Origin of the sequence: Pseudonocardia adelaidensis (assembly GCF_039543345.1) — a bacterium.
GTDB lineage: Bacteria > Actinomycetota > Actinomycetes > Mycobacteriales > Pseudonocardiaceae > Pseudonocardia > Pseudonocardia adelaidensis.
This window is the reverse complement of record NZ_BAABJO010000011.1, coordinates 60,928-82,457: the sequence shown is the minus strand read 5'-3', so window position 1 is coordinate 82,457 and position 21,530 is coordinate 60,928. Positions and strand designations below refer to the sequence as shown.

21 protein-coding genes are annotated in these 21,530 nt (G+C 74.2%); 16 read left to right on the top strand and 5 right to left on the bottom strand.

From position 1 onward, the window contains the following. Positions 1 to 35: 35 nt before the first annotated feature. Complete coding sequence (locus tag ABEA81_RS16725) at positions 36 to 332, bottom strand: hypothetical protein (RefSeq protein ID WP_345606035.1); 297 nt, start codon at positions 330 to 332, stop codon at positions 36 to 38. Positions 333 to 503: 171 nt separating this feature from the next. Between ABEA81_RS16725 and ABEA81_RS16720 the strand changes: the two genes are divergently transcribed. The 9 genes from ABEA81_RS16720 (at position 504) to ABEA81_RS16680 (ending at position 8,683) form a co-directional block, all read left to right on the top strand. Then, a complete protein-coding gene (locus ABEA81_RS16720; RefSeq protein WP_345606033.1) occupies positions 504 to 1,514 on the top strand; it encodes a Ppx/GppA family phosphatase in 1,011 nt (336 codons plus the stop codon). Beyond that, the gene (locus tag ABEA81_RS16715; protein ID WP_345606032.1) at positions 1,511 to 3,163 is read left to right on the top strand and encodes a hypothetical protein; all 1,653 of its coding nucleotides are present in this window, start codon (positions 1,511 to 1,513) and stop codon (positions 3,161 to 3,163) included. Before ABEA81_RS16720 ends, ABEA81_RS16715 begins: the two co-directional genes overlap by 4 nt. Continuing rightward, positions 3,160 to 3,996 (top strand): sugar phosphate isomerase/epimerase family protein, encoded by an 837-nt coding sequence (locus ABEA81_RS16710; protein WP_345606031.1) that lies wholly within the window; start codon positions 3,160 to 3,162, stop codon positions 3,994 to 3,996. The genes ABEA81_RS16715 and ABEA81_RS16710 overlap by 4 nt, the downstream gene beginning before the upstream one ends. A 53-nt stretch (positions 3,997 to 4,049) precedes the next feature. Further along, entirely contained in the window at positions 4,050 to 4,883 is an 834-nt protein-coding gene (locus ABEA81_RS16705) for a thioesterase family protein (protein WP_345606030.1), read from the top strand. A 23-nt stretch (positions 4,884 to 4,906) separates the two neighbouring features. Then, positions 4,907 to 5,713: a pyrroline-5-carboxylate reductase gene (gene proC / locus ABEA81_RS16700; RefSeq protein ID WP_345606029.1), complete on the top strand. Its 807-nt coding sequence runs from the start codon at positions 4,907 to 4,909 to the stop codon at positions 5,711 to 5,713. A gap of 178 nt (positions 5,714 to 5,891) precedes the next feature. Then, positions 5,892 to 6,101 (top strand): helix-turn-helix domain-containing protein, encoded by a 210-nt coding sequence (locus ABEA81_RS16695; RefSeq protein WP_345606028.1) that lies wholly within the window; start codon positions 5,892 to 5,894, stop codon positions 6,099 to 6,101. A 215-nt stretch (positions 6,102 to 6,316) separates the two neighbouring features. Next, on the top strand, positions 6,317 to 6,418 hold the full coding sequence (locus tag ABEA81_RS16690) for a 30S ribosomal protein bS22 (RefSeq protein WP_003402602.1): 102 nt from the start codon (positions 6,317 to 6,319) through the stop codon (positions 6,416 to 6,418). Positions 6,419 to 6,571: 153 nt separating this feature from the next. Beyond that, complete coding sequence (locus ABEA81_RS16685; RefSeq protein ID WP_345606027.1) at positions 6,572 to 7,609, top strand: NAD-dependent epimerase/dehydratase family protein; 1,038 nt, start codon at positions 6,572 to 6,574, stop codon at positions 7,607 to 7,609. Between the two features lie 126 nt (positions 7,610 to 7,735). Next, positions 7,736 to 8,683, top strand: a complete 948-nt coding sequence (locus tag ABEA81_RS16680) for a lysophospholipid acyltransferase family protein (protein ID WP_345606026.1) — start codon at positions 7,736 to 7,738, stop codon at positions 8,681 to 8,683. Positions 8,684 to 8,700: 17 nt separating this feature from the next. Here the strand turns inward: ABEA81_RS16680 and ABEA81_RS16675 are convergent, their stop codons facing one another. From ABEA81_RS16675 to ABEA81_RS16660, 4 genes are all read right to left on the bottom strand, one after another. Continuing rightward, positions 8,701 to 8,985: a putative quinol monooxygenase gene (locus ABEA81_RS16675; RefSeq protein WP_345606025.1), complete on the bottom strand. Its 285-nt coding sequence runs from the start codon at positions 8,983 to 8,985 to the stop codon at positions 8,701 to 8,703. A gap of 71 nt (positions 8,986 to 9,056) precedes the next feature. Then, a complete protein-coding gene (locus ABEA81_RS16670) occupies positions 9,057 to 9,956 on the bottom strand; it encodes an HAD family hydrolase (RefSeq protein ID WP_425570589.1) in 900 nt (299 codons plus the stop codon). 208 nt (positions 9,957 to 10,164) lie between these two features. Further along, on the bottom strand, positions 10,165 to 11,514 hold the full coding sequence (locus tag ABEA81_RS16665) for a DUF5667 domain-containing protein (RefSeq protein ID WP_345606024.1): 1,350 nt from the start codon (positions 11,512 to 11,514) through the stop codon (positions 10,165 to 10,167). Between the two features lie 184 nt (positions 11,515 to 11,698). Further along, positions 11,699 to 12,415 carry a sigma-70 family RNA polymerase sigma factor gene (locus tag ABEA81_RS16660; RefSeq protein ID WP_425570579.1) on the bottom strand — a complete coding sequence of 239 codons (717 nt, stop codon included), beginning with the start codon at positions 12,413 to 12,415 and terminating at the stop codon, positions 11,699 to 11,701. Positions 12,416 to 12,896: 481 nt separating this feature from the next. Here ABEA81_RS16660 and ABEA81_RS16655 point away from each other — a divergent pair, with 481 nt between their 5' ends. The 7 genes from ABEA81_RS16655 to ABEA81_RS16625 all read left to right on the top strand — a co-directional run bounded on the left by ABEA81_RS16655 (position 12,897) and on the right by ABEA81_RS16625 (position 21,511). Further along, positions 12,897 to 14,462, top strand: coding sequence for an AMP-binding protein (locus ABEA81_RS16655; RefSeq protein ID WP_345606023.1), 1,566 nt, complete (start codon positions 12,897 to 12,899; stop codon positions 14,460 to 14,462). Further along, on the top strand, positions 14,459 to 14,698 hold the full coding sequence (locus ABEA81_RS16650) for a glutaredoxin family protein (RefSeq protein WP_345606022.1): 240 nt from the start codon (positions 14,459 to 14,461) through the stop codon (positions 14,696 to 14,698). The genes ABEA81_RS16655 and ABEA81_RS16650 overlap by 4 nt, the downstream gene beginning before the upstream one ends. 63 nt (positions 14,699 to 14,761) lie before the next feature. Further along, positions 14,762 to 16,351: a molybdopterin-dependent oxidoreductase gene (locus ABEA81_RS16645; RefSeq protein ID WP_345606021.1), complete on the top strand. Its 1,590-nt coding sequence runs from the start codon at positions 14,762 to 14,764 to the stop codon at positions 16,349 to 16,351. Positions 16,352 to 16,891: 540 nt separating this feature from the next. Next, complete coding sequence (locus ABEA81_RS16640) at positions 16,892 to 17,629, top strand: redox-sensing transcriptional repressor Rex (RefSeq protein ID WP_345606020.1); 738 nt, start codon at positions 16,892 to 16,894, stop codon at positions 17,627 to 17,629. Next, positions 17,626 to 18,993 carry a glutamyl-tRNA reductase gene (locus ABEA81_RS16635; protein ID WP_345606019.1) on the top strand — a complete coding sequence of 456 codons (1,368 nt, stop codon included), beginning with the start codon at positions 17,626 to 17,628 and terminating at the stop codon, positions 18,991 to 18,993. The genes ABEA81_RS16640 and ABEA81_RS16635 overlap by 4 nt, the downstream gene beginning before the upstream one ends. After that, positions 18,990 to 19,976 (top strand): hydroxymethylbilane synthase, encoded by a 987-nt coding sequence (gene hemC, locus ABEA81_RS16630; protein WP_345606018.1) that lies wholly within the window; start codon positions 18,990 to 18,992, stop codon positions 19,974 to 19,976. Before ABEA81_RS16635 ends, hemC begins: the two co-directional genes overlap by 4 nt. Next, positions 19,973 to 21,511, top strand: coding sequence for a bifunctional uroporphyrinogen-III C-methyltransferase/uroporphyrinogen-III synthase (locus ABEA81_RS16625; RefSeq protein ID WP_345606017.1), 1,539 nt, complete (start codon positions 19,973 to 19,975; stop codon positions 21,509 to 21,511). Before hemC ends, ABEA81_RS16625 begins: the two co-directional genes overlap by 4 nt. Positions 21,512 to 21,530: the final 19 nt, after the last annotated feature.

The window sequence follows — 21,530 nt, the reverse complement described above, 5'->3', positions numbered from 1 at the left end:
CAGGGTGCCTGCGATTCGTCCGAAATGCCCGTCTGTCAGCTCTGCGGCTCTTCGGGCAGCCGCTCCAGCACCTGGCCGACCATCTGGTGCAGGGACCGGAGGACGGCATCCGTGGAGTCGAATCGCCCGTCGTGGGCTTGGAGTCCGCCGTCGATGGAGTTGAGCCGGCCGTCGATCACGTCGAACCGCTCGTTCTGCTCCGCGCGCATGGTCCGGAGGTCCTGCCGGATCTCCTTGACATCGTCGTCGAGGCGGAGCGCGAGCCAGCGCGTCTCGGCGTGCTCGATCGCCAGCTTCCGCACCGTGCGCTCGAGCTCCTCGTCCCCGGCCATGCGGCAATCGTCCCAGACTTCGCACCGGCGCGGACGCGATCGCCCCGAGCCTGTGGACAACTGTGTTGGAATGTGGACAACTCCACTATCCGTGCAGGTCAGCACGGTCCTGCTGCAAGTCACAACCGGCTAGGTCACAAGAGCGTCACGTGAGCGCAGTAGCCTGAACCCGTGCGCCTCGGTGTGCTCGACGTCGGTTCCAACACCGTCCACCTGCTCGTGGTGGACGCTCATCGCGGTGGCCACCCCACCCCGATGACGTCGGACAAGACCGAGCTGCGGCTCACCGAGCACCTCGACCCCAGCGGCGCGCTCACCGTCGCCGGTTCCGACGCACTCGTCCGGGCCGTCGAACGGGGTGGCGCGGCCGCAGCCGCCGCGGGGTGCGACGACCTGCTCGCGTTCGCCACATCGGCGCTGCGCGACGCCACCAACTCGGCGGCCGTGCTGGAGCGCGTGCGGGCGCGCACCGGCGTCGCACTCGAGGTGCTACCCGGCGAGGACGAGGCGCGCTACACGTTCCTTGCGGTCCGGCGCTGGTACGGGTGGTCGGCCGGGCAGCTGCTCGTGCTCGACATCGGGGGCGGTTCGCTCGAACTGGCCGCGGGCCTCGACGAACAACCGGCCGTCGCGGCGTCGCTGCCGCTCGGCGCGGCCCGGCTCACCCGCGAGCGCTTCAGCTCCGACCCCCCGCGGCGCAGCGAGATCGAGGAGCTGCGCGAGCACCTCGACGCCGAGCTGGCGCCGGTGGGCCGCGCGCTGCGCCGCGCGGGCACGCCCGACCTCGCCGTCGGCACGTCGAAGACGTTCCGCTCCCTCGCCCGCCTCACCGGTGCGGCACCGTCGAGCGCCGGGCCGCGCGCCCGGCGCACCCTCACCGACGTCGGCCTCCGGCAGCTGGCGGCGTTCGTCACCCGCATGTCTTCGGGTGATCTCGCCGAGCTGGAGGGCGTGAGCACGAGCCGGGCCCACCAGCTGGCCGCCGGCGCGCTCGTCGCGGAGGCCGCGATGCGGGCCCTGCGGGTGCCGCAGCTCGAGATCTGCCCGTGGGCCCTGCGGGAAGGAGTAATCCTGAGAAGGCTCGATACGCTCGATGGAACGGCCCAGATCGACCGCTCGGCGCAGGACGCGCCAGAACGGCTTGGACGCTTGACGACGTACGAGGCACGGTGTACTGGATGAGCTCCGAGACCGACCACCCACGTCAGCGCACAGTCGCCGAGCTGCTCGCCGCACACGGCGACGGCAACGTGTCCGGCGGTCGTCGGCGGCGCCGGCGGGACGCCGACGAGCCGGACGAAGAGGGCTACGCCCCTCCTGCCGCCGAGCCGTCGGACTGGCCCGCGGCGCCACCCCGGGAGCCCCGCCGGACCGCGCCGGACCCCGCGCCACCGCCACCGCCGGTCCAGCGGGAGGCCGGAGGCAGGCGCCGGGCGGGCGGTGAGCCCGAGTGGGCCGCCGAACAGCAGCCGCCCGAGCGGAGGGCGTCCGCTCCGCGGGCGGCCGATCCGTGGGGTGCCGACGAGCCGGGGTCCGACGACTGGGCGTCCGAGCGCTGGGACGGCGGGCAGTGGGACGACCAGGGCGCGTGGGACGCGGGGCGTCGCGACGCGCCGGGTCGGGACGCGCGACCGGCGCAGGAGCAGTGGGACCCCGCCCCGCCGCGCGACGCCCGCTACGCCGAGCCGGAGCCCCGCTACGCCGAGCCGGAGCCGCGGTACGCCGAGCCCGAATCGCGCTACGCCGAGCCGGATCCCCGGTACGCCGAGCCGCGCTACGCCGACCCGGAGCCGCGGGAGGCGCCGCCGCGCCGTGCGCGGCGGGCCGCGGAGGAGCGGGAGGCGCCCTGGGAAGCCCGCGAGGCCGCCGCCCCGTCGTGGGAGGCCGCGGAGGAGCCGCCACGCCGCACGCGGGAGCGGGAGGCCCCGGCCTGGGATCCCCGCCCCGCCGAAGCCCCGCCCAACGGGCGTGACCCCCGTTCCCGGGCAGCGCGGTCCTGGGAGCCGGAGCCCGACGCCGCGCCCGTCGTGCCGCAGGACGAGCAGATCCCCACCGAGCAGATGCCGCACGTCCGCGGCCGCAGGTCCGTCGATCCGGCCGCCACCAGCCGGATCCAGCAGCGCAGGCGCCCGGAGCCGGAGCCGGACGATCTCGACGACGACGCAGGCCCGTCCACGATGGTCGGCGCGGCGCCGGTCGGCGCGGAGGACTGGCACCAGGCCCGCGTCCAGGGCAGGCGCCGCCCGCCCGGGCCGGACGACGAGCTCGAGCCGGATGGCCCGTCCACGATGGTCGGTGCGCCGCCCGCTGGAGCGGAGGCGTGGCACCGCAACCGCACGGAGGGCAGGCGCCGCGGCGACGACGGCGGCCCGCCCACGCAGGCCGCGACGCCGATGTCGTTCGACGACGAGGACGACGAGGACGACGACTACTACCGGGCCGACTACCCGGCCGGGCTGGACCGCAACGGGGTGGGCGAGGAGCCCACCGGCATCTTCGCCGCAGGCGACGACGACGACGCTCCGGTCCGGCGCCGCTCCGCCCAGACCGAGGAGCAGGAGGAGGGTGCCGGGGGCCCCGCGTGGGCCGCCGTGATCGCGCAGTGGATCGCGGGTGCGATCGGTGGTGCCGCGCTGTGGGTCGGGTTCCGCTTCCTCTGGCGCGACCTGCCCGTGGTGGCGCTGGCCGCCGCGGTGCTCGTCACCGTCGGCCTCGTCGTGGTCGTCCGGGCGTTGCTGCGCAGCAGCGACCTGCGCACCACGCTGTTCGCCGTGCTCGTGGGCCTGCTCCTCACCGTCTCCCCGGCCATCCTCGTGTTGCTCGGGAGATGACCGCGATGCCGCCCGGGCGGTCGCCGGCTCCGCCGGTCGCACTCTCCACCGGCTCGGTCTACCCCGAGTCGGCCCGGGTGGCGTTCGAGCTCGCCGCCGAGCTCGGGTACGACGGCGTCGAGCTGATGGTCTGGACCGACCCGATCAGCCAGGACGTCGCCGCGGTCGCCCGGCTCGCGGAGCGGTTCGGAATCCCGGTGCTGGCCGTGCACGCGCCGTGCCTCGCCGTCACGCAGCGGGTGTGGAGCCCCGAACCGATCGACCGCATCCGGCGCTCCGTGGCGGCTGCAGGAACGCTCGGCTGTCGCACGGTCGTCCTGCACCCGCCGTTCCGATGGCAGCGGCGGTACGCCGCGCAGTTCTCCGACGAGGTCGCGCGGGCGGGTGAGCACGCGGGGGTCGCGCTCGCCGTGGAGAACATGTTCCCGATCACGCGATCCGGGGTGCGCACCGTGCCGTACAGCCCCGGGTTCGACCCCACCGAGGTCGGTCACGCGCACTACACGCTCGACCTCTCGCACACCGCGGCCTCCGGGGTGGACGCGCTCGCCATGCTCGACCGCATGGGCGCGGAGCTCACGCACGTCCACCTCGCCGACGGCAGCGGCGCACCACGCGACGAGCACCTCGTCCCGGGGCGCGGCGGCCAGCCGTGCGCCGAGGTCTGCGAGCGGCTCACGGCGTCCGGTTTCGCGGGCGTCGTCGTGGTCGAGGTCAGCACGCGGCGCTGCCGCACCCGGCCCGAGCGCGCAGCGTTGCTCGCCGAGTCGTTGCTGTTCGCGCGGCTGCACCTGCAGCCCACGGCCCGCCCTGCCCCGCTCCCCGTCCGGTAGACGCCGATCACACTCGCCGCGCGCGCGGGCGGGCCGGGTGATACGTCTGTCGTGTGCGCCAATCCGCCGCGACCACCGACGCCGACACGCCGTTCCGCGACGCGATCGGGCTGACCGCGCTCGGCGGTGGCCGTTTCGCGGCCGAGCTGGGCACCCGCTTCACGGTCGGGTCGAAGGCACACGGCGGTCTGTTGATGGTGCTGCTCGCCCGCGCGGGGCTGGCCCGCATCGAGGCCGAGGCGCCGGGTGCGGCGCCGGACCCGCTCGCCGTCTCCGCCGACTACCTCCGTGCGCCCGACCCCGGAGCGGTGGAGCTGGACACCGAGGTGCTCAAGCGTGGCCGGACGGTGTCGGTGGTGTCGGTGCGGATGCGGCAGGACGATCGGCTCGTGCTCGCCGCGACGCTCACGGCCGGGCGACTCCCCGACGACGGCGTGCGGTGGAGCGACCTGCCGGACATGCCGGCAGAGCCTGAGCCCGACGCGACCGACCCGCGCTCACAGGGCGTCGCCCTCGGCGTCGCGAACGCCTGCGAGCTGCGCTACGACCCGTCCACGTTCGCCTTCGCGCGGGGGGAGCAGGGGCCACCGGTGCTGCGTGGTTGGGCCCGCCCATCGGGCGAGCCCACCGACGTCCTGTTCGCCCTCCTCGCCGGCGACATACTGGCGCCCACCGTGTTCAACCTCGGCGGCCGCATCGGCTGGGCCCCCACCGTGCAGCTGACAGCCCTGCTGCGCGGGCGCCCGGCGCCGGGCTGGCTGCGGATCGAGGCGCGGTCGACCGCGGTGGCGGGTGACTGGTTCGACGAGGACGTCACCGTGGTCGACGCGGCCGGCCGGCTCGTCTGCCAGGCCCGCCAGCTGGCCCTGTCCCCGCTCTCGCACTGAGGGGGCGACTACCGTTCCGATCCATGACACGGATCGCTGTGCTCGGGGCGGGGAAGATCGGTGAGGCCCTGCTGTCCGGGCTGCTCGCCGGCGGGCGCGCCGCCGACGACCTCGTGTTCACCGAACGGCACCCGGAGCGGGCCGCCGAGCTGACCGCCCGGCTCGGGGTCGACGCGGTCGACGTGGCGACGGCGGCGCGGCGCTCGGACATGGTGGTGGTGGCCGTCAAGCCGCAGGACATCACACCGGTCCTCGCCGAGCTCGGGCCGGTGCTGCGCCCCGGCACCCTCGTGGTGTCGCTCTGCGCGGGCCTCCCGACGGCCCTGTTCGAGGGCGCCCTCCCGGCCGGTACCCCCGTCGTACGGGTGATGCCCAACACGCCGATGCTGGTGGGTGAGGCGATGAGCGCGATCTCGCCGGGCACCCACGCCACCGACGAGCAGCTGACCGCCGTGGAGAAGATGCTCTCGTCGGTGGGGCGGGTCGTCCGGGTGCCGGAGTCGCAGCAGGACGCGGTGACAGCCCTGTCCGGATCCGGGCCCGCGTACTTCTTCTTCCTCGTCGAGGCGATGATCGACGCCGGGATACTGCTCGGCCTGCCGCGCGCCGTCGCAGCCGACCTCATCGTGCAGTCGGCCTTCGGCGCGGCGATGATGCTGCGGGAGTCGAGCGACCACCCGGTGATCCTGCGCGAGGCGGTCACCTCGCCCGCGGGCACCACGATCGCGGCCATCCGCGAGCTCGAGCGGCACGGCGTTCGGGCGGCCCTGATCGCGGCGATCGAAGCGGCCCGGGATCGCTCCGTGGAGCTGGGCAGAGCGGCCCACTGAGGGCGGCTGCCCCGGACGGGCCAGTCGAATCACCCGGACGCGCCGCTTCGGGCCACTCTCCTGCGCAGCACTCCCCTCGATCCCGTCACATCCGCACCGCTAAGCTCATCCGGAACATCGTCGCCGTCCCGGCCACAGGAGCCCGGGCGGCCGGTGCGACCACGAAAGCGGTGATCGGATGCCGTCCGAGCCTTCGGAGATACACCTCGCGCAGGTGCAGTTCCTGACGGTCGCCGAGGTCGCGGCCATGATGCGGGTGTCGAAGATGACCGTGTACCGCCTCGTGCACGGCGGGGACCTGCCCGCCGCTCGGGTCGGGCGCTCGTTCCGCGTGCCCAAGAACGCGGTGGAGGAGTACCTCCGCAGCGCCTACTTCGACGCCGGCTGACCGGGACGAGCGGCACTCCCGTCCGACAGTGCGTACGAGCGTGCCCTACGCATCGTTCGGGCGGGTCGGCTCGCGCGGAGAACCCCCGGGTAGAGTGGGCCCCCGGTCATCGCCCGGCCGCGCACGCCCGTCGCGCTGCGCCCGGCCGGCCGCACCTCCACCGCACGATCAGTGGCCCGCCCCGGGCCGCGTCCCGACAGGAAGGGCCGCCACGTATGGGCTCCGTCATCAAGAAGCGCCGCAAGCGGATGTCGAAGAAGAAGCACCGCAAGCTCCTCCGCAGGACCCGCGTCCAGCGGCGCAAGCTCGGCAAGTGACACCGCATCCCGGGCGTGGCCGGACGGCCCGCCCGGGACTGCGTTTACCTGCGGTGCGTCCGCTCACTCCGGTGAGGTCATAGCCGCACTCCCGCCGCGGGCGGTCTACCATCGGTCACTCGCCGCATCCGATTGCGTTCCTGGGGTAGGGCCGTGCCGCCATCCGTCGTGCTCGTCACCGGGGTCAGTCGGTTCCTCGGTGGTCATCTCGCCGCCCGACTCGCGCAGAACCCGGACATCGACCGGGTGCTCGGGGTGGACACCGTGCCGCCCCCGCGAGATCTGCTCCGCAGGATGGGCCGTGCCGAGTTCGTCCGCGCCGACATCCGCAACCCGCTGATCTCGAAGGTCATCTCCACCGCCTCGGTCGACACCGTCGTCCACGCATCGCTCTCCGCCAACCCCGGCTCGTCCGGGGGCCGGGTGGCAATGAAGGAGATGAACGTGATCGGCACGATGCAGCTGCTCGCGGCCTGCCAGAAGGCGCCGTCGGTGCGGCGCATGGTGCTCAAGTCCACCACCGCCGTGTACGGGTCGAGCTCGCGCGACCCGGCGTTGTTCGACGAGACCATGACGCCCAAGGACCTGCCGTCGGGCGGGTACGCCAAGGACGCGGTCGAGATCGAGGGCTACCTGCGCGGCTTCGCGCGCAGGCGCCCCGACGTGTCCGTCACCACGCTGCGGTTCTCGAACTTCATCGGGCCGCGCATCGACACCGTGTTCACCCGGTACTTCGCGCTGCCCGCCGTACCGATCGTGCTCGGCTACGACGCTCGCGTGCAGCTGTTGCACGAGGAGGACGGGCTCGCGGTGCTCGAGCGCGCCGCGAGCGAGGACATCCCGGGCGTCTTCAACGTCGCCGCCGACGGCGTGCTGCTGCTCTCGCAGGCGATCCGCAGGGCGGGCCGGGTGCCGATCCCGGTACCGAGCCCGATCGTGGGCCCGGTGGGCAGGTTGTTCCGCGGGGCCCGGCTCGTCGACTTCTCACCCGAGCAGATGCGGCTGCTCAACTTCGGCCGCGTGGTGGACAACCGCCGGCTGCGCCGCCAATTCGGCTTCACCCCACGCTGGACCACGGTTCAGGCCTTCGACGACTACGTCCGCGGGCGCGGGCTGCGTCCCGTGGTGGACCCCGAGCGGTTCGCCACGCTGGAGCGCGGCGTGCTCGCGGCCGCGAGGGCACTGCGATGACGGTGCCGCATGCAGCGATGACCATGCAGCGATGAGACCAGGGATGAGGATGCTGCGATGACGCCCCGCCGCCGCGCCGCGCACGGCCCCCTCGGCCGCCCTCGCGCCGAGGAGGAGCGAACTGCGATGACCGAAGCCCGGGTGATCCCACTGCACGCCGACGACCGCCGCCGGATGTGGGGCGATACCGACGAGGTGCCGCCGGCGGCCGAAGCAGCGGACGCGGGCCCGTCCCAGTGGGAGGAGGCGCTGGCCGAGTCGCTCGCGTTCCTGCGCAGGCGGCTGGAGGGCGACTACGCCGTCGACGAGTTCGGGTTCGACCTCGACCTCACCGAGCACGTCATCCTGCCCGCGCTGCGACCGCTGTACCGCAGCTGGTTCCGGGTGGAGACGATCGGCATGGACCACGTGCCGGACGTCGGTGGTGCGCTGGTGGTGGCCAACCACTCGGGCACGCTCCCGCTGGACTCGCTGATGACGGCCGTCGCACTGCACGACGACCACCCGGCCCAGCGCCACCTGCGGATGCTCGGGGCCGACCTGATGTTCCAGCTCCCCGTGGTGGGGGCGCTCGCGCGCAAGCAGGGCAGCACCCTCGCGTGCACGCCGGACGCGGAACGGCTCATGTCGTCCGGCGAGCTCGTGGGGGTGTGGCCGGAGGGGTTCAAGGGGATCGGCAAGCCGTTCCGGGACCGGTACAAGCTGCAGCGGTTCGGCCGCGGCGGCTTCGTCTCGGCCGCCCTGCGCTGCGGGGTACCGATCATCCCGTGCGCCATCGTCGGTGCGGAGGAGATCTATCCGAAGATCGGCGACATCAAGCCGCTCGCGCGGCTGTTCGGGGCGCCGTACTTCCCGATCACCCCGCTGTTCCCGCTGTTCGGGCCGCTCGGGCTCGTTCCGCTGCCGTCGAAGTGGTACATCGAGTTCGGCGAGCCGATCCGCACCGACTCGATCGACCCGGCAGAGGCGGACGACCCGATGACGGTCTTCAACCTCACCGACCAGGTGCGCGAGACGATCCAGCACACCCTCTACCGGCTGCTCAGCCAGCGCCGGAGCGCGTTCTTCGGCTAGCCCGCGCGCGTGACGGCTCAGGCCGGCTCCACCGCCGAGATGCGGTACCTGCGCACGTCGGCGTCGCGGATCCGTTCGGTTTGCGTGTCGTCCGGCCCGCTGCCGCGGAAGGCGAGCAGCTGTTCGTCGGACTCCCAGCGCTCGTAGACGTCGATGCGCCCGGGGTCGAGCAGGTCGGCGGTGAGAGCGAAGTCGAGGCAACCGGGTGCGGACCGGGCCTGTGCGACGACGGCGGCGCACGCGTCGAGGTAGTCGGTGCGGGCGCTCGGGTCGACGCGCAGCCAGCCTGCGATGATCAACATGGGTCCTCCGTCGGCGGGGTCGCAGGTAGGACCGCCCGCGGGGCCGGAAATCATCGTGGACGCCCGACCGGTCAGCGTCGGCGTGCGGCCATCCCCGCCGCGACGGCGCCTGCGATGGCACCCGCGCCGAGCGCCGAGTGCATGCCGATCTTGGCCGCCTTGCGGCCCGTGCGGAAGTCGCGGACCTGCCACCCCCGCTCCTTCGCGATGTCCCGCAGCTCGGAGTCGGGGTTGACGGCGACCGCGGTGCCGACGGCGGAGAGCATCGGCACGTCGTTCACGGAGTCGGAGTAGGCCGTGCAGCGGCGCAGGTCCAGTCCCTCGGTGACCGCCAGCGCCCGCACGGCGTGCGCCTTCGCCGGCCCGTGGAGGATCTCGCCGACCAGCCGGCCGGTGTAGAGCCCGTCGACGCTCTCCGCGACCGTGCCGAGCGCGCCGGTGAGCCCGAGCCTGCGGGCGATGATGAGGGCCAGCTCGACGGGGGTGGCGGTGACGAGCCAGACGCGCTGGCCCGCGTCCAGGTGCATCTGGGCGAGGGCGCGCGTGCCCGCCCAGATCCGGTCGGCCATCAGCTCGTCGTAGATCTCCTCACCGAGCGCGGTGATCTCCGCCACCGGGCGTCCGGCGACGAACGAGAGGGCGGTATCGCGCCCGGTGGTGGTGGAGTACGTGGTCTCCCGGCCGCCGATGCGGAACTTCAGCTGCTGCCACGCGAAGCCGATCAAATCGGCCGTGGTGAAGAATTTCCTGGCGGCGAGGCCGCGGGCGAAGTGGAAGATCGACGCGCCGACCATCATCGTGTTGTCGACGTCGAAGAACGCGGCCGCGGTGAGATCGGTGAGCGGGACGTCGGCCGGGCCGCTGTCGCCGGCGGCCACAGCGGCTGCCGCGGCTGCCTCACCGGCGCGGACCGCCGGGTCGGATGCGGTGGCGGAATCGACGACACCCGGCGTCTCGGTGGCTCCACTCAGCTCGCCGGTGCCGATGGGAGACAGCGGTTCGCGAGGTTCTTCTTCAACCACCTACGGGCCTCCGTGGGTCACTTGGTCCCAGCCTACTGTCGCCGGACGGACGGACGAGGCCGGTTCGGTGACCGGCGGATCGCCGACCGTGACACCACGTGCAACGCGAAAACCGCCGCGGGACGCGTGCCCGCGGCGGCCTTCGAGTCGTCGCGACTCAACCGATGGTGATCCCGGGCATGCCCGGCACCAGAGGTGGCAGCTTGACCGGAGGCAGCAGCGGCAACGGCACGGACACGTTGCCGTCACCGTCGTCGCCGGACTCCTTCTCCGACTTCGAGGTGCTGCCCTCGTCCTCGGTCGCCGTGCCGGTCGACTCGTCGTCCCCGCCCTTGGTCTTGTCGGGGACGAGGTCGGGCAGCAGCTGCGGCTTCGTGCGGTCCGTCGTCGAGTCGGACTTGCGCGACGGCTCGTCGGTCTCGCTCGCGTCCGCCGAGTCCTTCTTGTCCGGGGTGGAGGTGGCGTCGCCGGTGGCGTCCTCGGAGTCCGACTTCTTGGAGTCCTCGTCGCCGCCGTCGCGCGAGGCGTTCTCGTCGTCGGCCTCGAGCCCTGAGGTCTGGCCGAGCAGCCGGTCCAGGAGCTCCTTCGACTCGTCGGCATCCGCGGCGGGCAGGGCGGGCTCCAGCTCGGCCAGCCGGTCGGACTGCTCGGCGGCCCACTTGTGCAGGTCGTCGGCCGCGGTGCTGCCCTTGTCCGCCTCGGCGGCGGAGAGCAGCAGCTGGGAGCCCTCGTTGGTGGCCGTGTCGAAGTCGTCCATCGCCTCGGTGTACACCTCGGGCGCGGGCGGGGACTGCGTGCTGTGGGCGAGCTGCTCCACCTCGGAGAGCCGGGTCGCGGCGAGCTCGAGGTGGCGGCGCGCCCGGTCGGCGTCGTCGAAGGTGAGGGCGAGGCCCGCGGACTCCGCCACGCGCTTGACCGGGTAGAGGGTGTCGCCCGGCAGCGCGTTGCTGCTGGCGAGGACGCCGCCGCTGGCGATCGCGAGCAGCGCAGCGGCTGCCGCCGCGCCGACGAACACCACGCGTCCCCGCAGCCCGGGCGCGGCGGGGCGCCTGGCGCGGCCGCCGAGGCTGTGCCGGGCCTTGCGGCCCGCCCGGCCGCCGCCGTGGAGCGGGATCGGCTCGGCCACGGTGCCCTGGTCGTCGTCGGAGTCGGCCCCGGACTCGGCGGTGACCGGCTCCATCAGCGCGGTCTCGGCGGCGGGGTCCACGTCCGCGTGCTCGGCCAGGCGGCCGAGGGGTGCGGTCAGCTCGGCGGCCCCGGCCGGTGCGGCCACGGGTCGCGGCACCTGCCGCGGACCGCCCTGCTCCGCCGCGAGCACGGCCATGAGGCGTTGCTTGGCGCGGGCCTTCGTCTCGGCGTCCGGCGCGAACTCCGCACCCCGCGACCGCAGCATGGCCACGATCTCGAGTTCCCGCGCGAGATCGGCGTCGCCCGCGGCGCCGAGGGGTGTCCCCGACTCCACGGCGGCGGCGAACCGCTCTGCGTCCTTGCCCTGTCCGGCGGGCATGTTGGCCGTCCTCACTGCATCCCTGCGCTGTCAGTACCCGTGCCGCGGGCGTGCGCGGCGCGGCGTTCAGCTCTACAACGAGCGGGCGGGCAGGGGGTTACGGGTCCAAGACCGTTCACCGCATTGAGTCGTTCATTCGCCGCACCTGTAACGCGACGGTCGGTAGCTGCGATATGGCTGCGGATCATCGGAGCCCCTCCGGGAGCAGCTGGGCGAGCCGTCGGACCGCTCGGTGTTGAAGGGCCTTGACGGCACCCTCGTTGCGGTCCATGATCTCGGCCGTTTCGGCCACGGACAGGCCTTGCAGGAAGCGGAGCTGGATGCATTCCTGCTGGTCGGGGTTGAGCTTCCGGACGCAGCGGAGCAGCTCGTCGTTGGTGGCGCCGTCGAGCACCTGCTGCTCGGGGCCGCCCGTGCTCGGTGAGAGCTCGATGATCTCGTTGGTCGTCTGCTCCAGCCGGTACCGGCTGGACTTCACGTGGTCGAAGATCAGGTTCCGGGCGATCGTGACGAACCACGCACCGATGTCCCGCCCCTGGTAGCTGACCGACGAGATGCGGCGCAGGGCACGGACGAACGTCTCCTGGGTCAGGTCCTCGGCCAGGGTCCGGTCGTTGGTGCGGAAGAGCACGTAGCGGAAGACGACGTCGTAGTAGCGGTCGAACAGGTCGCCGAAGGCGACCATGTCGCCGTCCTGGGCCGCCTTCACCAGCGCCCACGCGCCGCCGCTCTCCTCGGGCTGCGCCGGCTCCGCGTCGTGCGGTCGGGTGGTCGGGTCTCCCGCGGCCGGCGCCGACTCACCCGGGCTGTGCCGTCGGGGGAGGGGGAGCGGGGGGCGGGTGGCGCCTTGTTGGGGTGGTGGGCCGGGGGAACCTACGCGGGGAGCTGCGGTCGGGGGCATCTGTACCTCTTCACCCGCTGGGGACCGGGTGGTCTCGGTGGGGAGCAGCCGAGGCTGTCGCGCGGGACGGGTCATGGCTCCCGGCAGGCCCTGGGACGGAGTCGATGGGCGGTACGCCGATGGTCCGGACGCCGTGCCGAGCGTCTGCGCAACGCACAGGCGTCCGTCGGGTCGGCCCGCGGTGCGCCGGCGGCGACAGGCTGCATGCCACTCCCTCGGGTGAGCTTCGCGACGATCTCGTGGGTCGGCCGTTGAATCGGCTGTAGCGGCGGAGCATACGGGCGGCCAGGTGTGGCGAAGCACGCACCACCGTTCGCCGCGCCCGGGATCCGGTGAGCGGCCGACTACGCGCGGTCAGTGTCACGCGTTCCCGCGTGTCGTCGCGGCGCCGGGGCGGCGGCGTCGGGACCTCCGGGCGGCCCGGTTCGTGCCAGACTCGCGGGCGAGGCCATCCGGCTCGGCGCCGACCCTTGGGAGAACCGTGGACAGCCCTACCGGCAGCCCGCAGGACGGGACCCCGCACCACGTGGCCGACCTGGTCGCGCGTGCCGCGCGCGGCACGCCGGACCTCGCCGCGATCGTGGACGTGACCAGCGGCGTCACGCTCACGTGGGCGCAGTTCGACGCCGCCGTGAGCGCGGAGGCCACCCGCTTGCGGGAGGCCGGGATCGGGCCCGGTGATCGGGTGCTCGTGCGCCTCGGCAACGGGGCCGCGTTCTGCGTGTCGGTGCTCGGTGCGCTGCGGGCGGGCGCCGCGTCCGTGCCGTTCGGGCCGGTCTCGGTGGCGCGGGAGCTCGAGATCGTGCTCGACGACTGCCGGCCGGCGGTCATCGTGGCTGCGGAGGGTGACGCCGCGGCGCAGCGCTGCGGGCCGCCGCACGGGGCGGCGCTGCTGCCGCCCCCCGATCTCCGCCCCGACGCCGGCGCGCCCGCGGTGGAGCCGGTCGGCGGCGGCGAGGACCTCGCACTGCTGATCTACACCTCCGGCACGACGGGTCGCCCGCGCGGCGTGCAGCTCTCGCACCGGGCCGTGCTCGCCAACCGCGAGCAGACCGCAACGCTGCGCCCCGCGCCCGTGCTCCCGGTGGACCGGGTGCTGCTGTCCATCCCGCTCTTCCACGTCTTCGGGCTCGCCGCCGGGCTCCTGCAGGCCTGCTGGGCCGGCGCCACGGTGGTGCTCACCGAGCGCTTCGACCCGACGCACGTCGCCGACGTCCTCGTGCGGCAGCGGGTCAGCGCGATGGCGGGCGTGCCCTCGATGTTCCGGGCGTTGCTCGAGCTCCCGCCCGCCGAGCTGCGGGCCGCCACCGGCGGCCTGAGGTTGTGCACGTCCGGCGGGGCTCCGCTGCCGCCGCAGTGGCTCGAGGAGTTCCGCACCGTCACCGGGCTGCCCATCTACGAGGGGTACGGGCTCACCGAGGCAGGCCCCGTGCTCACGATGAACGCGATCGGCGGCCCCCCGAAGCCGGGGTCGGTCGGGCGCGCCCTCCCCGGCCTCGAGCTGCGGCTCGTCGATCGCGACGGCAGGCCCATCGAGGCCGTCGCCGCCCCGGATCCCGAGGACATCGACGAGGACGTCTCCGACCCGGCGCAGGACACCGGGCTGGTCGCCGTGCGCGGGCCCAACCTCTTCTCCGGCTACTGGCCCGACGGCGCGGGCGGCCCGGACGCCGACGGCTGGTTCCGCACCGCCGACGTCGGCTTCCTCGACCACGACGGCGACCTGCACCTGGTCGACCGCTCGTCCGACCTCGTGATCGTCAACGGGTTCAACGTGTACCCCCGCGAGGTGGAGACGGTGCTCGCCGAGCTGCCCGCGGTGGCGGAGGCCGCCGTGGTCGGGGTGCCCGACGAGAACACGGGCGAGGCGGTCAAGGCCGTCCTGGTGCGGGCCGGGGGCGCCGAGCTCACGGAGGACGAGGTGCGCGAGCACTGCACGGAACGGCTGGCCCGCTTCAAGGTGCCGTCGGTGATCGAGTTCACCGACGCGCTCCCGCGCACCCCCACCGGCAAGGTGGCCCGCAGGCAGCTGGCGGGGCAGTCGTGACCTCGCCGCGGGTCACCGTCTACACCCGGGCCGACTGCGGGCTGTGCGCCGATGCCGAGGCCGACGTCGCGCGGATCTGCGGCGACGTCGGCGCGGACTGGACCACCGTGGACGTCGACTCGGACCCGGCGCTGCGCGCGGAGTACGGCGACCGCGTGCCCGTGATCGAGGTCGACGGACGCGAGCACGGCTTCTGGCGGGTCGAGGAGGACCGGCTCCGCGCTGCACTGGCGTGACGCCCGCCGCGCCGTCCTCGGATCGTCACATCCGCCGGGGCCCGCCGGGGTGAGACTTGTCCCGTGAGCACCACGGAGGCACCGCACCGGGTCGACGAGCCGGCCGCCCCGCAGATCCCACGGGGCTGGGCGGCGCTCGTCGGCGTGTTGGCCGTCGCCGCGGCCGTCGCGGCCGGACAGCTGGTGGCGGGGCTCGTCGCGCCGGCGTCGTCGCCCTACCTGGCCGTCGGCGACGCGGTGGTCCGCCTGTCGCCGCACGGGCTCACGGAGTTCGCGAAGGCCACCTTCGGCACGGCGGACAAGCCGGTGCTGCTCGCGGGGATGGCCCTGGTCATCGCGGGCGTCGCCGCGCTGGCGGGGCTGGCGTCGCGCAGGCAGCCCGGGCCCGCGGTCGTGGTCGTGGTCGTCCTGGGCGTGCTCGGGCTGGGCGCGGTGATGTTCGAGCCCGCCTTCGCGCCCCTGGACGTGCTCGCGCCGACGGCCTCGCTGGTGGTCGGTGTGGCGGTGGTCCGGTGGCTGCACCGGCTCGCGCTCGCCGCGGCGGGGCGTCGCGAGGAACCGGCGCAGGTCGCGGGCCTGACCCGCAGGGCACTCCTGGTGCGGTCGGCGGTGGCGGTGGGCGTGGCATCGCTCGCCGGGGGCGCCGCGGGCTCGTGGCTCGGCCGGGGGGTGGGGGACCTGCGAGGAACGGTCACGGAGCGGATCGCGGGCGCCCGGCTCGCCGAGCGCGCCCCGGCGATCCCGGCCTCGGCCGCCTTCCCGGAGCTGGGCACCCCCACCTTCCTGACGCCGAACGCCGAGTTCTACCGCATCGACACGGCGCTGCGGGTCCCCGTGCTGGCCGCGCAGGACTGGTCGCTGCGCATCCACGGGATGGTCGACGCGGAGCGGACACTCACGTTCGACGACCTGCTGTCGCGCCCGCTCGTCGAACGCCCGGTCACGCTCACCTGCGTCTCCAACCCGGTGGGCGGCGACCTGATCTCCACCGCGACGTTCACCGGCATCGACCTGCGTGACCTGCTCCTGGAGGTGGGCGTGCGGCCGGGGGCGGACCAGGCCTTCTCCACGAGCGTGGACGGCTGGTACACCGGCACCCCGGTCGACGTGCTGCTCGAACCGGACCGTGGCGCGATGCTCGCGGTCGGCATGAACGGGGAGGCGCTGCCGCTCGAGCACGGGTTCCCGGTGCGGATGGTCGTCCCCGGCCTGTACGGGTACGTCTCGGCCACGAAGTGGGTCACCGATCTGGAGCTCACGACGTTCGGCGCGAAGGCGGGCTTCTGGCTGCAGCGCGGGTGGGCGCAGAAGGGGCCGATCAAGACCGGGTCGCGCATCGACAGCCCGCGCGGCTTCGCGGCGCTGCCGGCCGGCCGGGTCACCGTGGCGGGCATCGCGTGGTCCCAGCCGACGGGGATCGGACGGGTCGAGGTGAGCGTGGACGGCGGGCCGTGGCAGGAGGCCGAGCTCGCCACCGAGGTGAGCGGGGACACCTGGCGGATGTGGCGCGCCGGCTTCGACCTCGCGCCCGGCGGCCACTCCGTGCGGAGCCGGGCCACCGCGGCCGACGGCGTGACGCAGACCGAGGCGGTCGCCGATCCCGTTCCCGACGGGGCGACCGGATGGCCGGACGTCGCGTTCTCGGTGTCCTAGCCGCCCCTGCCGCAGCGACCGCGGGGTAGTGCCGGGTGGATGCGCGGGCCGGACGGCGATCTGCCCGGTCGTGGACCGGTTCGGCCGTTCGACGGCCCGGAACGGCCGATCGTCGATCGATCACGGGCCCGGGTTCACGGGCGGCGGCCGGTGGGCGAGGCGTCCCCGGCGGAACGGCGGCGCCGGCCGGGCGGCAGGGCCGATGACCTCGGATCCGGCGGCGGTGGGAACGGGGTGACCGAGATCTCCGACGTCTCGGCCGTGACGTGTGGGGCGGGCGTGGCCAGGCCAGACCTTCCGGTCGACGGGCGCGACGAGCGGCCGTCGAGGGACGACCATCGGTCGCGCGTGGCGCACCGGCCGCGGGGGCGCACCAGCGTTCAAGATCGCGACTTTGTGCGTGCCTTCACAAGCGACTACCGTGTAATCCAGTCGCCGTCAACACCCGGACCCGGGGTATTCGGCTCGAATCCACCAGGCGAGGCGGAGCACCGCCACCGCCGGAATCACCGGGCACAGCAGCATCGAGGAGACGTGAGCGTGACGAAGCCGCCGCATGCCGGCTCGGAGGAATCGCCCGCCCGGCTGCGGTCGATCCCCGAGGCCAGCGTCGCCCGGCTCGCCGTCTACCTGCGCAAGCTCGGCGAGCTCGCGGAGGAGGGCGCCGACACGGTGTCCAGCGACGAGCTCGCCGCCGCCACCGGCGTCAACCCGGCGAAGCTGCGCAAGGACCTGTCCTACATCGGCTCGTATGGCATCCGCGGTGTCGGGTACGAGGTCGCGGCACTGGTGCGGCAGCTGGAGCGCACGCTCGGGCTCGACCACCGGCAGGCGGTCGCGCTCGTCGGCATCGGCAACCTGGGCCACGCGCTCGCCGGGTACGGCGGTTTCGGTGGCCGGGGCTTCCCGGTCACGGCCCTGTTCGACGTGGACCCCGACCTCGTCGGCATCCACATCAACGGCATCCTCGTCGAGCACGTCCGCGCGATCCCGCAGGTGTGCGCCGAGCGCGGCGTCACCATCGGGATGATCGCCACCCCCGGGCAGGCCGCGCAGGGCGTGTGCGACCTCTTCGTCGAGGCGGGGGTGCGCTGCATCCTCAACTTCGCCCCGGTCGTGCTGCAGGTGCCCGACGAGGTCGAGGTGCGCAAGGTCGACCTCGCGGTGGAGCTGCAGATACTCGCGTTCCACGTGGCGCGCAAGCACGTGGCCGCCGCCGAGCAGGTCGCCTCCGGCAACGGTCACCCGGTGAACGGTGCGGGAGGGCTGTTGCCATGAGTGTGCTCGTGGTGGGTCTCTCGCACCGCAGCGCGCCGGTGCAGGTGCTCGAACGGGCCGCCGTCGGGGCCACCGAGGTTCCGAAGCTGCTCGAGGAGCTCCTGCGCGGGCCCCACGTGTCGGAGGCCCTGCTGCTGTCCACGTGCAACCGCATCGAGGTCGTCGCGGTGGTCGACGCCTTCCACGGTGGTCTCACCGACGTCTCCGCCGTGCTCGCGCGGCACTCCGGGATGTCGCTCACCGAGCTCACCGAGCACGTCTTCGTGCACTACGCGGGCTCGGCCGTGCAGCACCTGTTCGCCGTGGCCGCGGGGCTCGACTCGATGGTGGTCGGCGAGGCCCAGATCCTCGGCCAGCTGCGCGCTGCGTACGCCACCGCCGACGAGGCGGGCACCGTAGGCCGCGCGCTCCACGAGCTCGCGCAGCACGCCCTGCGCGTCGGCAAGCGGGTGCACGCGAGCACCGGGATCGACACGGCGGGCGCATCCGTCGTCTCCGAGGCGCTCGCCGACGCCGCATCCGAACTGGGCGGGGACCTCGCCGGGCGGCGGGCCGTCATCGTCGGGGCCGGCGTGATGGGCGCGCTCGCGGCCGCCCACCTGCGCCGGGCGGGTGTCGCGGAGATCGCGGTGCTCAACCGGTCGCCCGAGCGGGCCGAGCGGCTGGCCGAGAACACCCGCGCGCAGGGCACGCCGGCACGGGCCCGCGGGTTCGAGGCGCTGGTCGCCGAGCTGGCCGCGGCCGATCTGATGGTGGCGTGCACCGGCGCCGTGGGCACCGTGGTCGAGCTCGACGCGGTCGCGGCGGCGGTCGCCGAGCGGGACGGGCGGCGGCTCGCGATCTGCGACCTCGGCCTGCCCCGCGACGTCGACGCGCGCGTGGCCGAGCTGCCGGGCGTCGCGGTCGTCGACCTGGCCGCCCTGCAGCGGAGGCTGTCGTCCGGCGCCCGGGGCGCCGCGGTCGCGGCGGCGCAGGAGCTGGTGGCCGACGAGGCACAGGCCTACCTGGCCGCCCAGCGCTCCGCCGAGGTCACCCCCACCGTCACGGCGTTGCGCAGGCGCGCGTCCGAGGTGATCGACACCGAGCTGCTGCGGCTCGACTCGCGGCTGCCCGACCTCGAGCCCAAGGTGCGCGAGGAGTTCGGCCGCAGCGTCCGCCGGGTCGTCGACAAGCTCCTGCACACCCCCACCGTGCAGGTGAAGCGGCTGGCCGAGGGGCCCGACGGCGACAGCTACGCGGCCGCGCTGCGCGCGCTGTTCGAGCTCGACCCGCAGACGCCGAACGCGGTGGCCGTCCAGCGCAGCGGCGACGTGCTCGCCGCCCTGGAGGCCCGCACCGACTCCCACGAGGGGCAGGACGCATGAGCCCCGCCGACGCACGCACCCCCGCGGAGGCCGCATTGAAACTGCGTATCGGCACCCGGCCGAGCGCGCTCGCCATGGCCCAGACCGGGATCGTCGCCGACCGGCTGCGCGCGGCAGGCCACGAGTGCGAGCTCGTGGCGATCAGCACGTCCGGCGACCGCTCGTCGGCGCCGGTCCCGCAGCTGGGCGTCGGGGTGTTCGTGTCCGCGTTGCGGGATGCGCTGGCCCGCGGCGACGTCGACGTCGCCGTGCACTCCTACAAGGACCTCCCCACGGCTCCCGACCCGCGGCTGCACCTCGCGGCCGTCCCGCAGCGGGACGACCCGCGCGACGCGCTGGTGGCCCGCGACGGCATGGTGCTCGGGGAGCTCCCGCCCGGCGCGCGGATCGGCACCGGCGCGGCGCGGCGCATCGCGCAGCTCGATGCGCTGGGACTGGGGCTCGACATGGTCGCGATCCGCGGCAACGTCGACACGCGGGTCGGGAAGGTGGCATCCGGCGAGCTCGACGGCGTGGTCGTCGCGGCCGCAGGCCTGGCCCGGCTGGGGCGCCTCGCCGAGGCCACCGAGCTGCTCGACCCGCTGCAGATGCTGCCCGCGCCCGCCCAGGGCGCGCTGGCGGTGGAGTGCCGGGCGCAGGACCTCGAGCTCGGCAAGGCGCTCGCCGCCGCCCTCGACGACGGGGCCACCCGGGCCGCGGTGGTCGCCGAGCGCGCGGTACTGGCCACCCTCGAGGCGGGCTGCAGCGCCCCGATCGGGGCCCTGGCCGATGTCGTCTCCGATCTGGACGACGACGGGAACGCCGTCGACCGCATCTCGTTGCGGGCGGTGGTCGGCACGATCGACGGGGCGTTGCTGCGCGCATCCGTCACCGGAGACATGGACGACGCCGAGGAGCTCGGCGCGGCACTGGCCGCGGAGCTGCTCGACATGGGGGGCCAGGGCGCCCTTCCGAGAAACGCTGGATCGGGAGTTCCGAGATGACACCTTCGCCCAACCCGGGACGGGTCGCCTTCGTGGGCAGTGGCCCCGGCGACCCCGGCCTGCTGACCGTCCGCGCACGCGAGGCCCTCGCGGGCGCGCCGCTCGTCATCACCGACTCGGACGTCCCGGAGCAGGTGCTGGCGCTCGTGGCCGACGGCGCGGAGGTACGCCCCGCCGTCGGGCAGCCGAACGATGTCGCGAAGGACCTCGTCAACGAGGTGCAGTCCGGTCGCAGCGTCACACGGCTCGTCAGCGGCGACCCGCTCACCGTCGACTCGGTCGTGCAGGAGGCCATCGCGGTGGCCGCGGCCGCCGTGCCGTTCGACATCGTCCCCGGCGTTCCCGCGGGTACCGCGGTCCCGGCGTACGCCGGCGTACCGCTCGGCTCGGCGCACGTGGAGGCCGACGTGCGGGCAGGCGTCGACTGGCCGCGGCTGGCGGCGGCGCCCGGCACGTTCGTGCTGCACGCCACCGCGTCGCACCTGCCGGAGGTCGCCGCATCGCTCACCGAGCACGGTGTCGCCGCGCAGACCCCGGTGGCCGTCACCGCGAACGGCACGCACACCACGCAGAAGACGGTGCAGAGCACCCTCGCGACGATGGCCGCGGACGCCGCCGAGCTCGACGGCGCCCTGGTGGTCACCGTCGGCGCCGAGGTGGGCCTGCGCGCCGAGCTGTCCTGGTGGGAGTCGCGGGCGCTGTACGGCTGGCGCGTGCTCGTGCCGCGCACCAAGGACCAGGCAGGCGCGATGAGCGACCGCCTCGCGGTGCACGGTGCCACCGCCGAGGAGGTGCCCACGATCGCCGTCGAGCCGCCGCGCTCGCCCACGCAGATGGAGCGCGCGGTCAAGGGCCTGGTGGACGGGCGCTACCAGTGGGTGGTGTTCACCTCGACCAACGCGGTGCGCGCGGTGTGGGAGAAGTTCGCCGAGTTCGGGCTCGACGCGCGCGCGTTCTCCGGCGTCAAGATCGCCTGCGTCGGCGCGGCCACCGCGGAGAAGGTGCGCGGGTTCGGCATCAACCCGGAGCTCGTGCCGTCCATCGACGAGGGCCAGGAGTCGTCGTCCGAGGGCCTGCTCAACATCTTCCCGCCCTACGACGACGTGCTCGACCCGGTCGACCGCGTGCTGCTCCCGCGCGCCGACATCGCCACGGAGACCCTCGCCGCCGGCCTGCGCGACCGCGGCTGGGAGATCGACGACGTCACCGCGTACCGCACGGTGCGCGCCGCGCCGCCGCCCGCCCCGATCCGCGAGGCCATCAAGACCGGCGGCTTCGACGCGGTGTGCTTCACCTCGTCGTCCACGGTGCGCAACCTCGTCGGCATCGCCGGCAAGCCGCACGCCCGCACGATCGTGGCCTGCATCGGCCCGCAGACGGCCGAGACCGCCCGCGAGTTCGGCCTGCGGGTCGACGTGCAGCCGTCCGAGGCGAGGGTCCCGGCCCTGGTCGACGCGCTGGCCGCGCACGCGGCCAAGCTCCGCGCCGAGGGCGCCCTGCCCCCGCCGCGGAAGGTGAAGGCGCGCCGCCGTTAACTGCTCGTGAGTGGATACG